Origin of the sequence: Brevundimonas sp. NPDC046655, assembly GCF_044901625.1 — a bacterium.
Lineage (GTDB): Bacteria > Pseudomonadota > Alphaproteobacteria > Caulobacterales > Caulobacteraceae > Brevundimonas.
Window position 1 is genome coordinate 1,519,514 of the sequence record NZ_JBJDPV010000001.1, and the last position, 14,523, is coordinate 1,534,036.

The window sequence follows — 14,523 nt, forward strand, 5'->3', positions numbered from 1 at the left end:
TGGCCCGATCCTCGGGTCAAGCCCGAGGATGACGGCGGACATGAAATGAAAACGGGCCTCAAGCAGGCCAAAGGCCGATAGGCCCAAACAAAAATGCCAGACGGCCTGTAAGCCGGGTTCTGTTCCGCCCCGAAAGGCGGCGACGATCATTCCTCTGGACCGCCCATTGCTGAGCGGTTCTCGCGACCTACCCGGACGCCTCGGGCGGTGAACCCTGCGGCCCAGAACGAATCTTGGCCCGCGCGACGTCCCTATTCGGTCTTGCTCCAGGCGGGGCTTGCCATGCCGCCGACGTTGCCGCCGACGCGGTGGGCTCTTACCCCACCCTTTCACCCTTCCCCGGGCCGGAACCCAGGCGGTTTGCTTTCTGTGGCGCTATCCCTCGGGTCACCCCGGGCGGGAGTTACCCGCCGCCTCTTCACCGTGGAGCCCGGACTTTCCTCGACAAGAGCAAGCTCTCGCCGCGACCGCCCGGCCGTCTGGCGGGGGCTAAGTGCGCGCGAACGGGGCGCGCGTCAATCCAGAACGCCGGTGACGCTCTCGACCGAGGCCAACTGAAGCAGGCCGACCAGGCGGGCACGGGTCTCGCCGTCGGCGATCCCGTCGATGCGGTCGGGCCGCCAGTGGCGCTGGAAGGCCTCGACCGTCAGGCGCGTTTCGTCGTCATAGTCGCCGCCCGGCTTCAGAGCGTAGCCTAGTCGGTGCAGGCCCGAACGCAGGACGATGACGCCCAGCCCCTCGTCCCCCGGCGACAGGTCGGCGCCCAGGGCGGCGACGCGTTCGGCGGCGGGATCGAACCACAGGCCGTGCCCGGCCTCGGCCAGACGCCGCCACGGGAAGAGCTCGCCCGGATCCTGCTTGCGGTCAGGCGCGGCGTCGGAATGGCCGATGATGCGGGCGTCGGGAATGGTCCAGCGCGAGCGGATGTCGGCGACCAGGTCGATCACCGCCTGAACCTGCGCCTCGGGAAAGGCGCGGTAGCCGAACTCGTGGCCCGGATTGACGATCTCGATCCCGATGGAGGCGGCGTTGACGTCGGTCTCGCCCTGCCAGGCGCCGCGACCGGCGTGCCAGGCGCGGCGCTCTTCCGGCACCAGACGCAGGATCACGCCATTCTCGTTGACGACATAGTGGGCCGAGACCTCGGCGACCGGGTCGCGCAGCCGGGCGACGGCTTCGTCAGCCGTCCTCATGCCGGTGTAGTGCAGCACCAGCATGTCCGGCGGACCGCGCCGGGCGTTGAAATTGGGAGACGGGGCGTCGATGAAGCTCGGCATGGCGCCCGATCAGCGCCCTTCGCGTTCCCAGCCATAGGCGACCCAGGTGTCGCCGACCTTCTGGGCGTCGATCACGCCCTCGTCGCGACGGGTCGTGGCGGCGCGGGCGCGACGAGCGCGGAAAGCAAAGCCGGCGAAGAAGACCACCACCCCGGCGATCAGGGCGATCACCGCGACAGCCGCAGCGGTCAGCACGGCCAGAACCGCGCCCACGGTCAGGGCGATGGCCGTGGCCACAAGGCCGCCGAGCCAGACGAAGGGCGCCAGCAGGCCGCCGCCGGTGCGGCGTCGGGCGTTGAAGCCGATCTGAACAAAGGGGTCGGACTGGATCATGGAACTGCCTTTCGCGGCGCGCCGATGAAGGAACGCCTCAAACCCAATGTCGGTCCATCGACCTGAACGGTCAATGGACTGCGACATCACGCATCAGTCAGGGTCTTTTCGCGGTTGCGGCCATCAAAACGCCGGCTGGTCGGCCAGCACCACCGCGCCGCGGCTGCGCAGGCGCTCTGCCTCGACCCGGTTCAGCATGGCCTGGGCCGCCGGATCGCCCATGACCCGCCCCACCGAGACCATGGCGTCCGCCGCCTGACCCGAGGCGCCGAAGGCGCTGGCCAGGGCCTCCCACGGCGACTGCGGCGTGGGGAAGCGCTTGAAGCGCACGGACTCGCTGGTCGGGATATTGGCCAGCTTGCGAGCCTTGATGATGGCTTCGTTGAGGCCGCCCAGCTCGTCAACCAGACCCAGCGCCTTGCCCTGTGCCCCGGTCCAGACCCGGCCCTTGGCGATTTCGCGCACGCGCTCGACCGGCAGCTTGCGGCCCTTGGCGACGCGAGCGACGAACTCTTCGTAGACCCGGTCCATCGAGGCGGCGAAAGCGGCGCGCTGGCCCTGATCGAAGCCCTGCACCGGCGAGAAGGCGTCGGCGTAGTCGCCGCCGACCGACAGGCCGCGCATGTCCAGGCCGAAGCGGCCCAGGGCGTCGGCCAGCACGAACTTGCCGCCGAAGACGCCGATGGAGCCGGTCAGGGTCGAGGGCTGGGCCACGATCCAGTCGGCTTCCGAGCTGATCCAGTAGCCGCCCGAAGCCGCATAGGACCCCATGGACACGACCACCGGCTTGCCCGCCGCCTTGGCTGCGCGCACGGCGGCCAGGATCTGCTCAGACGCCTCGGGCGAGCCGCCCGGCGAGGAGACGCGGAAGACGATGGCCTTCACGGCCTTGTCCTCGATGGCGTCATAGATGGCCTTGGCCGTGTCGTCCGACCGGATGTCCGAACCCGAGCCGAAGGGCGACGCGCTCTGGCCGCGTCCGGTCATGATCGCGCCCTCGCCGCCGACAATGGCGATGGCCGACTTGCCCGATCCGTTGCGCGCGCCCTGCATAGAGGCGTAGTCGCCGAACTTGATGATCTTGGCGTCCTTGCCCGCCTTGGCCTTGGCGGCGGCCTCGGCGTCCTCGACCTGCCCGATCTTGTCGACCAGCTTCAGCGACAGGGCCTGTTCGGCGGAATAGGGACCGGCCTCGATGGTCGCCTTGAGCGCCTCGGGCGTGGCCTTGCGGTCATGCGCCGTATTAGCCAGGGCGCTGTCGTAGATGGAGGTCATCCAGGCCAGCATCGCCTCACGGTGCGGACCGGTATAGTCGCTCTGCGTGTATTCGTTGACGGCGTTCTTGTACTCGTAGCGCTGCTCGAACTCGGCCTGCACGCCGTATTTCTGGAAGGCGCGGCCCAGGAACAGGCTGTCGCTGGCCAGACCCGTCACCTGGAAGTTGGCGGTGTTCTGCATCCACAGCTGATCGGCGCTGGCCGCCACCATGTAGCTGGAGACCACCGCGCCGACAGGCATAAAGCCCTGGCTATGGGCGATGACCGTCTTGCCCGAGGCGCGGAACCGGTTGATCGCCTGTCGCACCTCGTCGGCGGCGGCCGGCGTCATGCCGCTCTCGGGCGCGCGAACCAGCAGGACCTTGACGCTGTCGTCTTTCTCGGCCTGGGCCAGGGTGTCGACAATGTGAACCACCGACAGGCCGCCCCCGCCGAAAGCCGCGAAAGGGTTGGTCGGCTGCTGGTCGGTCAGGCCCTCGCGCAGGTCCAGCTCCAGCACCGAGTTGGCCGGCGTGGTGGGCTTGGACGCACCGGCCGCCGCCGCGAAGAACAGAAGGGCCGCGATCGGCAGGACGATGAAGAAGGCCACGAGCCCGGCGAAGACGCCGAGCATGGTCAGGAAGAACTGTTTCATGAAAAAGCCGGCCGTCCCGTCAGTGGCCACGCGCGGCCTGCCGCGAGCATAGGGCGCGGAAGGCGAGCGTCAAATGAAGCCGCGGTAATGGAAATGGAAAAGGGCCCGCCGTCCCCGGCAGGCCCTCCCCTCGTCTTGGTTTCAGCCGATCAGCGGCCGATGTCGTAGGTGCCGCTGATGTCGATGCGGACCGTCAGCTCGCCCGCGGAGACCGGGGTCGAGGCGTTTCCGGCGTCCATGGCCATGGCGCGAGCGTACATCGGGCGCGGCGGCTCCGGCATGTAGCCGCCGCCCTCGGTCAGGGTGCGGACGCTACCCAGTTGAACGCCCAGGGCCTGGGCGTAGAGCCGCGCCTTGTCCTGCAGGGCGCGCACGGCCAGCTGACGGGCCTGATCCTCGGCCGCCTTGGCGTCCTTCAGGCCGAAGGCGATGCCGTCGATCTGGTTGACGCCCGCCGCGACCACGGCGTCGGCCGTCGTGCCGACCTTGGTCAGGTCGTTGATGACCACCGTGACGCGGTTCTGGGCCTGATAGCCACGCAGCTTGGGCGGCTGGTTCTGCTGATAGTCATACTGAGCCGACAGGTTCAGGCCCGAGGTCTGGATGTCGCGCTCGGCGATCCCGGCGCGGCGCAGGGCGGCGACGACGCGGGTCATCTGTTGCGCGTTCTGGGCCATGGCCTCCTGGGCCGTGGCGGCCTCGGTGACGACGCCGAAGTTGATCGTCGCCTGATCCGGCGCGACCTTGACCTCGCCGAAGGCCGACAGGTTGAGGGCGGGCTGTTGCGCCATGGCGTGCACCTGCATCGGAGAAGCGCCCGTAGCCTGGGCGGAAGCGACGGCGGGAACCGCCAGGGTCATCAGGGCCGTGCCCAGCATCAGGGCGCGTGCGGTGCGGTTCATCATCGTCTCCGTCGAAATCCATCGGCCAGGCGTCTTCGCCAGCCACGACCCTACCTTGGCCGTTTCAAGCTGAACGAACGCAGAAGACCCCCGTGCAGGTTCCGTTCATCGTCATGAAAAGCGCGACAGGTCAGCGGCGGCTTTGCAGCGGACGCATCCCCTGCTAGGCACGTCCTCCCTGCTTCGGGGGCCTGTAGCTCAATGGTTAGAGCCGACCGCTCATAACGGTCTGGTTGGGGGTTCGAGTCCCTCCAGGCCTACCACCTTGTTGTCGAGACCACTTAGAACTGGCTCAAAACCAGCTAAGAGTGGCTCATACCGTCTGCCTGAGCAGCGACGCTGCGAATGCGGCCGTCGCCGATTGGGCGGCAGACAGTCGGTCCAGAATGGACTCGACGTCCCCTGTGCGCACGCCCAATAGGTGCGGAACATTTGGAATGGGTCTGCGCTGAAGACTGCTCGCGCCGCTTCGATGTCTTCGAAGGTGAGCTCACCGAAGTTCGTCTCGGTCGTGAAGACAAACTCCAGGCTGCGATTGCCGACTCTGACGATCGAGACCCGTCCATAGCGGACGCGCAAGGCGCTTACTTGCGGCGTGCGGTCCACCAGACGAAGGTCGGTAGGGCTTCGAGATAGTCGGTCGCCGTCGAATCCAGCTTGGCGAGGCGCTGTTGGATGTCGGTCGGCGTATATTCGAACATTCGCCCCCGCCCCATGCTCAAACGTCCGCTTCCGGCAGTTAGATCAGTGTCCGCCCCTGGCGCTTGTGCGACGTCAGCGATGTTTTGCCCGCTGCTCCGGAAGCTCCGAGTGAGATTACATGGGCCCGGTCGACAACGTGGAGCCGCCCAAGAGCAGCCAGACGATCGCGATCACAGCGACGTAGCAGGAACCGGCCACGCCGAGAGCGAGGCACAGCGCAGTGGCGGCCTTTATGTGCGCGCGAGCCCGAAGCCAGCTGTACTGCGCGCGCAGATACCAGAGCATCCCTGCTAGAGTCAGCGCGACGCCGCCAACCGTCTGAAGCTCGCCCGGATGGCGAATGCCGATGCTTCCGACGCCCACAACCATGGCCATCGCGCCCGAAAGATAGCACTGTGCGAAGAACGGCGCCTGCAACGTCTCTCGGTCGAGACGGATCGTCTGAAGTCTGAGGGACACTGCGGCGAACGCAACCGCCGTCAGACTGAAGGCCAATGCCCTGAACGCCAGGAGGTTTTCCTGGTTACCTGTGACGATGGCGCCAAGTGAGGAATTCATCTCGAACTCGTTGAGCCCCGCAGCTACTTCCAGTCCGTGCGCGATGATGAGACTGAGCACAAGAAACAGGGGCGGGCTCAATGTTTCCAGATACTGTTTTTCCGGCTTGTCTCGTTGCTCCCGGTCCGAATAGTCCATCGTTCGGATCGGATGGCGCAAAGTCATCAGAAGGGTGCGAGGGTAGAACAACAGCCAAGAAACGACCTCATAAAGCAGGTCCTCGACTGAGCGCAGGAGTGTCAGGGGATTCATGTCGATGTCCGCCGCCGGATATGATCGTCAGGCACACCGTGGCGGCCTGGGAGCATTTCCGCAACGGCGCTGTCTTCTCGTCTTTGGTCCCTGTTGCGTCAGGACTGATCAGCTAATTTGGCGGGGCGAAGTTCCGGATGATGGAAGGTCGTCCGCGTGATCGAACTGTGATTGTATTGCCCTATTCCTCTGCTCCATTGATGTAGATGCTCCGATGATGACCCCGCCCCCCTTCGTCGCCGGCCTTGGAACTGCAATCGCCCTCACCATCACCGCTCCCGCGATCGCCCAGACCCCTGGTCGCTTGAGCGATATGGTCGGCGCCCGGGCAGGACAGGCGGAAGGAGAACTTCAGCGACGCGGCTATCAGGCGACAGAACGATCGGAAGCGATGGGCGACGGTCGTCTCACTTACTGGCGTCGAGGCGATGAGTGCGTCGCCATCCTGACCCGGGATGGCCGCTACGCCTCGATCAACCAGGCTGGACCAAGCGAGTGCGGAAGTTCGGATACGTCATCCGGACAAGCGCAGGCATTCTCCCCGCCAGAGTTCGGATACGGGGCCTCCTACGATCGCGACGGCTACAGGGAGCATTTCGCGCTGCTTTGCTACGGCGAAGCGCAGCGGCTCGAGTCACAGCAGCGCACCGGCTATGAGTGGGACGGAGAAAAGAACCGCTATGTGCCGCGAGAGGGTTTCGACTGGAGTCGGCAGGCCCACGACAGCTCGGCGACGATTGAGATCGACGGGACGCGCGGCCGGATTCGCCCGGCTGAAAACATGGTGCCGCCGCTCCATGGTAGCAACGATGACGGCTGGTATGAGCTCAGCAATCTGTCGGTGTCGCGGGATACAATCCAGGCCCGCTTCCGGTTCAACGGCCTTAATCGGCCGGACATCACCATTGATCGTCGAGTAGGACACATCCAGATCACCGGGCAAACGCCGTTCAGCGGAACCTGCCAGCCATTGGACAGTGATCGCCGTTTCTGACGATCTGATGCAAATCGGTCCCCGGCGAAGATTGCCCCCTCGGTCAGCCGAGCCAACCGCGAGATAAGGCATTGTGGATTACCTGCCCGACACTGAAGGGCTGACCTGAAGTTCGGAGCGCAGATGATCGACCGCAGTCGGGTATGGATGATCCGCCTTGGGGCGATACTGAGCTTCCTGCTCCTGATCGGAGCACTGCTCAGCCTTCCGGTCGTTTTGGAGGTTGGTTGGTGGGCGCTTCCAGGGCTCGTGATCATCGCGGCGGTCGTAGCCCTTCCGATCTCGTGGGCGGTGCGCAAGGTGCTTGCCAGCCAACGAGCCCATAATTGGGCAAGCACCTTTGCGCTGACGATCATTGTGAGCTTCGCGTCGCTGGCGATCCTGCTGACCGCGCCGGTCTACTATTTGGCGCTCAATGCCGCGCTTCGCCCCGTAACCGTGCCTCTGGCCACGCTTTCGAACGGCCAAAAGACGGTCGTCTTCCAGGGGATGATGCACATCGGGACGGAGAGCTTTTACAAGGGCGTCGTCTACGATCTGGAGCGTGCGCTGAACGACGGCTACGTCCTCTTTTATGAGGGCGTCGCGCCGGACCCGGAAGGTGACGCATGGTTTCGTCAGACACTCGCCGGCGGGGGCGACCTGTCGGACAACTACCTCGCCTTCGGCAAGGCCTGCGGGCTCCAGTTCCAGCTGAAATATTTCACGCTTCTCGACGCTGACAAGGCGCTCCATCCCGGGCGTCATGTGATCGCCGACGTCACAACAGGTGACTTGAAACGAGAGTATGACCGGCTGGTCCGAACCGATCCTTCCTTCGCCGCCTATGCCCGCTCGGTGGGCGAGCGTGATGATCAGACAACGAGCACGACCATAGCGAACCTGATCGGAACATTGGACCGCGCGACACCAGGGCAACGGGCGCTGATCGGCACGGCGTGTCGAGGCATGGTCAACACCATATCCAGCAAGGATGCGCCTGCCGAACCGATCAATCGTGTGATCCTCGACTATCGCAACCGAGCTTTGGCCACACGGATCATTCAGAGTCCGGCCAACAGGATTTATGTCACCTACGGGGCGGCCCACCTCCCTGGATTGCTTCGTGATCTGCAGTCAGCGGATCCTGCTTGGCAGCTCAAGTCGATCAAATGGGAGCGCACCATCGCGGCGCCCGAAAACCTCAGCGGTCGGCTCGAGGGGCTGCGCTAGGATTGTTTACAAGGGGAGAAAGCCTCAAGGCGAGCGCTCAACCAATCGCCGTGGTCCTATCTCCTGTATATTGCTGAAAGTGACGCGCCCAGAGGAACGTCGCCTTTCTGGCCGTGGGTGGATGACCGCATCTGGCGCTCCGGTGACCAAACGTCTTCGGAGAGGGAGTGGCGCCGACTATCGTCGTTACATGCCCGTGAGGATTTCGTCTCCATTCCTGCGGCCTAGAACTGCAGGCTTCGAAGTCCCTCACTCGTCAAAATAGCCGGAGGCGGCGACAAGGGTCTCGATGGCGGCTTGGTCGCCGTAGTCGAGTTCGATCAGGGTCCGGATCGCTTCTGTCTTGTCAGGTGAGAGGCTATAGTAGCGGCTGACGATCGCGTAGCCGACGTAATAGCCCAGGTCGCCGACGCCAAACTCTCCGCCAGGGCCGTTATAGAGCCAACCGCTGAAATCCTCGCCGGCCATGTCGTGGCGGAAGGCCGACTTGATCGCCGCATCATTGGCAGGGCCGAAGGCGACATAGGGCAGGTCGGGCAGTCGCCCCGTCGCCTTCTCCGCGACGAAGTCAGCGACCCCCTCGTAGAGAGCCTGCGCCAGCAGGGTGCGGCGATCGCCTGTCTGCTGGGTGTGCACCACCTCATGGGTGATCAACAGGTCGAGATTCTCGAGCGGCCGGCTGGCGAAATAGGTTTGGAAAAACCTCTGCAATCCCGACGGCATCTCGGAGATGTCGACGCTTTCGTCACCCGTCGCCATTTCCACGCCGATGAGGACCTTGTCGTCCTGGGTCGTCCCGGCTGAACGTAGAGCGCCGACTTCGAAATAGACGCCTGCGGGACGTAAACCCGGATAGAGGGCCCTCAGGCGTTCGAGATGCGGCTCGGTGCGATCCAGCGCCTCCGCAGCCAGGGCGGTGCGCGGCCTGACCGTCTCCCAGTAGCGTGGGTAGCGTCGAATCGCGTGGAGCCAATTGTCGATCGTATAGCCCTTGGCCGCCATGAAGGCGGAGAGGCCGGGCGTGCTCTGGTCGAGATACAGGGTCTGAAACAATCGGCGCTGCTCGTCCGGATCCGGGGTCGCGCGAACGGCATCATACGCCGTCCAGAAACGATCGACGTCTTCAGAAACCAGGCGGATCGTCTGGGGCGCCTCGGGCTGGGAAGGACTGGCCGTCGCCGGTCCGGCGCCCGATAGGGCGAGGGCCGCGCAAATATACAACAGGGAGGATTTCATGATGGGCGCACTCCACGGAACTTCGGGGAGAGATGAAGCAATTTATTCGTAGTGTCGATTTACGTGATAATAAATTATCATACCGGCATGACGCCCAATGACTCTCTCTCTGCGACTGCTCGCGAATCTCAACTGATCGCATTGATCGCGGAGGTCTATCCTTCGCTCAGCGACGGCCATCGCCGCGTGGCGGACGTGATCCTGTCATCGCCCCATGAGGCGGCGCTTATGCGACTGACCGATCTTGCCGAGGCCGCCGGTGTGTCCCAAGCCACCGCCAACCGGTTCAGTACGCGGCTGGGTCTGGATGGTCACCCCGAACTCAAGCGGCGTCTCCACAGCGAGTTGCGGCAGGCATTGCGATCTCTGGAAAATTTTTCCGAGGTAATGGCCGAACAGAGGTCAAACGGCGACCCGTGGAATCAGTCTCTCGACGACGACGCCACGCGCATCCGTCAGATCGCGCCCTTGGGGGGGCTGGGACAGTTCGCCCAGGCCTCCGCGCGTCTGGCGACCGCCCGCAAGGTGTTCATCGCAGGGTTCGGAAGCAGCGCCTACCTGGCCCAGTATGCCGCCTACTGTCTGCTGGCCCTGCGTCCGAACGTGGAGGCGGTCGTCGACAGCAGCGGCGTGGAGGGCGTCAATCGCCGGGTGCTTGACGCTGGGCCGGAGGACGTCGCCCTCCAGATCGTCTTCGCCCGATATTCTGAACCGGCGCTGACCTTGACGGCGATATTTCGAAAGCTGACCACGCCTATCATCGGCCTGACGGACGGCCCGGAGTCGCCGCTGACGCCCCTCAGCGACATCAGCATTATCGTGCCGCGCAAGCCGGGCTTTGTTTTGAGCGGGGGCGGCGCCGGCGCGATGGCGGCGCTGGATGCGCTATTGCGCGGCACGGCAAACATTCTCGGCGAAGAAGCAGTGTTGAGACGCTCTGCTCGGCTGACCTCGCTCCTGGGGGCGTCCGTGATCGCCCCGCCCTAGAGGCGTCCCCATCAGAAACGGGTTCAAGCCGGTAAAGCGCCGCGGCAAGGTCCGCTTCTGGACGTTGGATCAATAACCGCTACTGGCGCGCAGCGGCCCACTTAGGTGTTCGGATCACCCAAGTATTGGAGCGCTTGTTCGGGGTCTAAGCTCATCAGTGTATCAACTAGAGCTGAGGGCATCTGCCTTGTGGTGACCGCCTCCACCGGATGCACCCCAACGAAGCGTAAGGCTCTCGCAACCGTGTGAGCCCTGTTTTTGGGTCGCCCCATAGCCTCCGAGAACTGAACTTCAGTTGTTCAGATTCCGTACGTTTAGTTGATCGGCTCAGCTCGCTCCGGAGTGATCAGAAAATGGTTCGCCTGGCGAACGCGCAACGGTCGTCCGCTGCGCCGTCGATCGTGATATTCGGGTCATGACCGCCAAAGAGGGCCTGCCTTTGGTCCTGCGGGGCTGATGCAGGAACGAGAAAGCCTCTCATGCGACGCGTGTACCCTCGCGGCAGAACGGCTGCCTGATATGTCGCCTTTCGGATCGCGTACCAATGACCACTGCTAGCTCTTCGTGCCCCCCCCCTCGCAAGCGGAGGGATGTGATTGAGGCACCGTTAGGTGGTCGACCAAGTGGTGGTCAGAAAAATCGCGCGGATTTTCAAGCAGGGGTTGAGCCACTCTCAGGTGGTCTCGACAACCTTCTTCTTTCGCGCAGCCGCCTCGGCGGCGCCCTCCGCCAGACGGTGCAGGTCCCGGCCAGAACAGCGCGACCAATCGATCTCGTCCAGCCTCAGGCGGTTTAGCGCCGATGGCGCCGCACGCGCGATCACGACGACGCCTTCCCGCCGCGCGTCATGCCCGCGACCAGACCGATCAGCAGACCCACGGCCAAAGCCCGGTTGCCGGGATCACCCGACCGCGCTTCCTCGACCCGCAGGTTCAGTTCACGATCCAGCCACGCCAGTTGCCGCGCGAAATTCTCGTCGGGCTGCGATGCGCTGCTCATTTTACTCTCCCCTGAACCAGCCTGCAGGACAGGCATGGACTGAAGCTAACGCGCGGTCGATGTTCCCCTCAAGTAAATTGTTCCCTTTATGTTCTAATTTTCACTGCGCACCGCCTCCCCCTTTGTAGAGCGGTGGCGGAGCCTATATGGCGGTCTCAAGAAGGAGAGCCGCCATGTCCTATGTCGCCCGCGACGACCGCCCTGCCGACAAGGCCGAACGCTATGCGGAGGTCGAGGCCGAGATTCTGGCGGTGCTGGACGGCGAGCCGAACCGGACGGCGAGAATGGCCACCGTCGCCTCCATGCTGGCGGACGCCTTCCCCGCCTTCTTCTGGACCGGTTTCTACGTCGTGGACGAGACGAAGCCTGAGGAATTGGTGGTCGGTCCCTATCAAGGGACGCTGGGCTGCCTGCGTATTCCGTTCGGGCGCGGCGTCTGCGGCGCGGCGGCGAAGACCCGCCAGACCCAGGTGGTCGAGGACGTTCACGCCTTCCCCGGCCACATCGCCTGCGACAGCCGTTCGGCCAGCGAGATCGTCGTGCCGGTGCTGGACGCCTCGGACGATCTGATCGCCGTGCTGGACATCGACGCCACTGAAAAGGCTGCCTTTGACGCCGTGGACGCCGAGGCGCTGGAGCGTCTGATGGCCAGGGTGTTTTCCGCCTGATGCGGATCGGGGTCGATTTCGGCGGCACCAAGGTCGAAGCCGCCGCCCTGAACGACGACGGCGACTTCGCCGCGCGGATCCGCGAACCCAATCCGGGAAGCTATGACGCCGCTCTCGCCCTGGTGTCCGACCTGATCACACGGGTCGAGGCCGAGGCGGGGCCGGCACGGTCTGTCGGCCTGGCCATTCCCGGCTCGCCGTCGCCGCGCACCGGCCTGATCCGCAACGCCAACTCCGTCTATCTGAACGGCCGTCGCTTCGGCGAGGATCTGGAGGCGACGCTCGGCCGCCCCGTCCGGCTGGCCAACGACGCCAACTGCCTGGCTCTGTCGGAAGCCGTTGACGGCGCGGGGGCTGGCGCGAGCAGCGTCTTCGGCGTCATTGTCGGCACCGGCTGCGGCGGCGGACTGGTCATCGACGGCAAGCTGGTCGAGGGGGCGCACGGCGTGGCGGCTGAGATCGGCCATATCTCCCTGCCCTGGCCCGCCGCTGAAGAAGCGCCCGGCCCGGCCTGCTGGTGCGGCCTGAGCGGCTGCCTCGAAACCTGGGTGTCCGGCACCGGCTTCCAGCGCGATCACGAGACGACGACTGGACGGGCCTGGAAGGCGCAGGCCGTCGTGGAGGCCGCCCGCAGCGGCGACGCGGGCGCAGCGGCGGCTCTGGAACGCTATATAGACCGGCTGGGCAGGATGCTGGCCATGGTGGTCAATCTGGTCGATCCCGAGGTCTTCGTTCTGGGCGGCGGCATGTCGAATGTGGGCGAACTGTACGACCGCCTGCCTGAAGTCGTGGCCCGCCACGCCTTTTCCGATCATTGGGGCGGTCGAATCCTTGCGGCCAAGTGGGGCGATTCCTCGGGCGTGCGCGGCGCCGCGCGGCTTTGGTCCGGCTGATCCCCGATTGATCGCGCCACGGGCGCCGCTATGGTCCGCCGCCTGAACTTCAAGGGAGCGGGACAATGAGCCAACGGGTCGTGGTGATCACCGGCGGACACGGCGTGCTGGGCAAGGCCGTGGTCGAGGCCGCGCTGGCGCAAGGGCTGAAGGTCGCGGTCATCGACCACGCCAGCGGCCACGCCGTGCCCGAGGGCGTGCTGGAGGTCGGCGGCGTCGATCTGACCGACCCGGCGGCGGCGAAGACGGCGATCGAGACGGTCGCGGCCCATTTCGGACGTCTGGACGCTCTGCTGAACATCGCCGGCGGCTTCATCTGGCAGGCGATCGAGGGCGGCGACGACGAATGGGGCCGCATGTTCGCCCTGAATCTGACCACCGCCCTGAACGCCAGCCGCGCCGCCCTGCCCCATCTGAAGACCTCCAATGAGGGCCGGATCGTCAACGTCGGGGCCAATGGCGCGCTGAAGGCCGCGCACGGCATGGGCGCCTATGCAGCGTCGAAGTCGGCGGTGCATCGCCTGACCGAGGCCTTGGCTGAAGAGTTGAAAGCGACCTCGGTCACGGTCAACGCCGTCCTGCCGTCCATCATCGACACGGCGGCCAATCGCGCCGACATGCCCGACGCCGATCCGAAGAAGTGGGTCGCGCCGGCCGATCTGGCGGCGGCCATCCTCTTCCTGACCTCGCCCGAAGCGCGAGCCATCACCGGCGCCCTGCTGCCGGTCACAGGCCGCGTCTGATGCGGGCGCGCAGCGTCCTCTACCTGCCCGCCTCCAATACCAGGGCGATCGAGAAGGCGCGCACCCTGCCCTGCGACGTGGCGGTGCTGGATCTGGAGGACGCGGTCGCACCCGAGATGAAGCTTGAGGCGCGCGCGGCGGCGGTTACGGCGGCGCGCGAGAGCGGTTTCGGGCCGCGACTGGGCGTGCGGATCAACGGGTTGGACACGCCCTGGGGCGCCGACGACCTGAAGGTCCTGCGCGACGCGCCGGTCGATCTGATCGTCGCGCCCAAGGTCGAGAGCGCCGTCATGGTTCACGCCCTTTCGGGCGCCTTGCGCCCCGGCGTCGATCTGTGGGCCATGATCGAGACGCCGCGCGCCCTGGTGGACCTGAAGGACATCGCCGAGGCGGACGGGGCGCTCAGCGGCCTGATGCTGGGCGTCAACGATCTGGCCAAGGATTTGAAGACGGGCGCTTCGGCGGATCGCGAACCGCTGAAGCCCTGGCTGGCGGCCATCGTGGCCCATGCCCGCGCCAACGGCCTGAGCGTCATCGACGGCGTGTTCAACCGCATCAAGGACGAGGCCGTGTTCGCGGCCGAGTGCGCGCAGGGGCGGCTCTACGGCTTTGACGGCAAGAGCCTGATCCATCCGTCGCAGATCGAGGGAGCCAACGCCGCGTTCGGGCCGTCGGCCGAAGAGGTGCAGTGGGCGAAGAACGTGGTCGCGGCCTTCGCCGCGCCCGACGCCGAGGGCTTGGGCGTCATCCGCGTCGAGGGCGAGATGGTGGAGCGGCTGCATCTTCATGCTGCTAAGGAATTGCTGGCGGGACTCTGACCCTTCTCCCCTTGTGGGAGAAGGTGGGCGCCGGAGGC

Annotated in this window: 15 protein-coding genes, 1 tRNA gene and 1 other RNA gene; 8 read left to right on the top strand and 9 right to left on the bottom strand. The window is 65.3% G+C overall.

Going from position 1 to position 14,523, the window contains the following annotated elements; genetic code table 11:
- Positions 1-92: 92 nt before the first annotated feature.
- The 5 genes from rnpB to ACI2KI_RS07495 all read right to left on the bottom strand — a co-directional run bounded on the left by rnpB (position 93) and on the right by ACI2KI_RS07495 (position 4,423).
- Positions 93-483: RNase P RNA component class A (rnpB, locus tag ACI2KI_RS07475), an RNA gene on the bottom strand.
- 32 nt (positions 484-515) lie between these two features.
- A complete protein-coding gene (locus ACI2KI_RS07480) occupies positions 516-1,277 on the bottom strand; it encodes an N-acetylmuramoyl-L-alanine amidase (protein WP_404618815.1) in 762 nt (253 codons plus the stop codon).
- 9 nt (positions 1,278-1,286) lie between these two features.
- The gene (locus ACI2KI_RS07485; RefSeq protein ID WP_331033483.1) at positions 1,287-1,610 is read right to left on the bottom strand and encodes a hypothetical protein; all 324 of its coding nucleotides are present in this window, start codon (positions 1,608-1,610) and stop codon (positions 1,287-1,289) included.
- Between the two features lie 123 nt (positions 1,611-1,733).
- The gene (gene sppA, locus ACI2KI_RS07490; RefSeq protein ID WP_404618817.1) at positions 1,734-3,521 is read right to left on the bottom strand and encodes a signal peptide peptidase SppA; all 1,788 of its coding nucleotides are present in this window, start codon (positions 3,519-3,521) and stop codon (positions 1,734-1,736) included.
- A gap of 149 nt (positions 3,522-3,670) precedes the next feature.
- Complete coding sequence (locus tag ACI2KI_RS07495) at positions 3,671-4,423, bottom strand: SIMPL domain-containing protein (protein ID WP_404618819.1); 753 nt, start codon at positions 4,421-4,423, stop codon at positions 3,671-3,673.
- Positions 4,424-4,610: 187 nt separating this feature from the next.
- On the opposite strand from ACI2KI_RS07495, the gene ACI2KI_RS07500 reads away from it, so the two are divergent.
- Positions 4,611-4,686, top strand: a tRNA-Ile gene (locus tag ACI2KI_RS07500).
- A gap of 553 nt (positions 4,687-5,239) precedes the next feature.
- Here the strand turns inward: ACI2KI_RS07500 and ACI2KI_RS07505 are convergent.
- A complete protein-coding gene (locus tag ACI2KI_RS07505; RefSeq protein WP_404618821.1) occupies positions 5,240-5,935 on the bottom strand; it encodes a hypothetical protein in 696 nt (231 codons plus the stop codon).
- 214 nt (positions 5,936-6,149) lie between these two features.
- Between ACI2KI_RS07505 and ACI2KI_RS07510 the strand changes: the two genes are divergently transcribed.
- Both ACI2KI_RS07510 and ACI2KI_RS07515 read left to right on the top strand, forming a co-directional pair.
- Complete coding sequence (locus ACI2KI_RS07510; protein ID WP_404618823.1) at positions 6,150-6,929, top strand: hypothetical protein; 780 nt, start codon at positions 6,150-6,152, stop codon at positions 6,927-6,929.
- A 123-nt stretch (positions 6,930-7,052) separates the two neighbouring features.
- Positions 7,053-8,141, top strand: a complete 1,089-nt coding sequence (locus tag ACI2KI_RS07515) for a hypothetical protein (protein ID WP_404618825.1) — start codon at positions 7,053-7,055, stop codon at positions 8,139-8,141.
- A gap of 249 nt (positions 8,142-8,390) precedes the next feature.
- Here ACI2KI_RS07515 and ACI2KI_RS07520 read toward each other — a convergent pair whose 3' ends face one another.
- The gene (locus ACI2KI_RS07520; protein WP_404618827.1) at positions 8,391-9,194 is read right to left on the bottom strand and encodes a hypothetical protein; all 804 of its coding nucleotides are present in this window, start codon (positions 9,192-9,194) and stop codon (positions 8,391-8,393) included.
- A 234-nt stretch (positions 9,195-9,428) separates the two neighbouring features.
- Here ACI2KI_RS07520 and ACI2KI_RS07525 point away from each other — a divergent pair, with 234 nt between their 5' ends.
- Positions 9,429-10,364, top strand: coding sequence for a MurR/RpiR family transcriptional regulator (locus ACI2KI_RS07525; protein WP_404618829.1), 936 nt, complete (start codon positions 9,429-9,431; stop codon positions 10,362-10,364).
- Positions 10,365-11,037: 673 nt separating this feature from the next.
- Here the strand turns inward: ACI2KI_RS07525 and ACI2KI_RS07530 are convergent.
- Both ACI2KI_RS07530 and ACI2KI_RS07535 read right to left on the bottom strand, forming a co-directional pair.
- A complete protein-coding gene (locus tag ACI2KI_RS07530) occupies positions 11,038-11,187 on the bottom strand; it encodes a hypothetical protein (protein WP_404618831.1) in 150 nt (49 codons plus the stop codon).
- On the bottom strand, positions 11,184-11,363 hold the full coding sequence (locus tag ACI2KI_RS07535; RefSeq protein WP_404618833.1) for a hypothetical protein: 180 nt from the start codon (positions 11,361-11,363) through the stop codon (positions 11,184-11,186). The genes ACI2KI_RS07530 and ACI2KI_RS07535 overlap by 4 nt, the downstream gene beginning before the upstream one ends.
- A gap of 173 nt (positions 11,364-11,536) precedes the next feature.
- On the opposite strand from ACI2KI_RS07535, the gene ACI2KI_RS07540 reads away from it, so the two are divergent.
- From ACI2KI_RS07540 to ACI2KI_RS07555, 4 genes are all read left to right on the top strand, one after another.
- The gene (locus ACI2KI_RS07540) at positions 11,537-12,031 is read left to right on the top strand and encodes a GAF domain-containing protein (RefSeq protein WP_404618835.1); all 495 of its coding nucleotides are present in this window, start codon (positions 11,537-11,539) and stop codon (positions 12,029-12,031) included.
- Positions 12,028-12,924, top strand: coding sequence for an ROK family protein (locus ACI2KI_RS07545; RefSeq protein WP_404618961.1), 897 nt, complete (start codon positions 12,028-12,030; stop codon positions 12,922-12,924). Before ACI2KI_RS07540 ends, ACI2KI_RS07545 begins: the two co-directional genes overlap by 4 nt.
- Positions 12,925-12,989: 65 nt before the next feature.
- Positions 12,990-13,667, top strand: a complete 678-nt coding sequence (locus ACI2KI_RS07550) for an SDR family NAD(P)-dependent oxidoreductase (protein ID WP_404618837.1) — start codon at positions 12,990-12,992, stop codon at positions 13,665-13,667.
- Positions 13,667-14,485 (top strand): HpcH/HpaI aldolase/citrate lyase family protein, encoded by an 819-nt coding sequence (locus ACI2KI_RS07555; RefSeq protein ID WP_404618839.1) that lies wholly within the window; start codon positions 13,667-13,669, stop codon positions 14,483-14,485. Before ACI2KI_RS07550 ends, ACI2KI_RS07555 begins: the two co-directional genes overlap by 1 nt.
- The last annotated feature ends 38 nt before the right edge of the window (positions 14,486-14,523 follow it).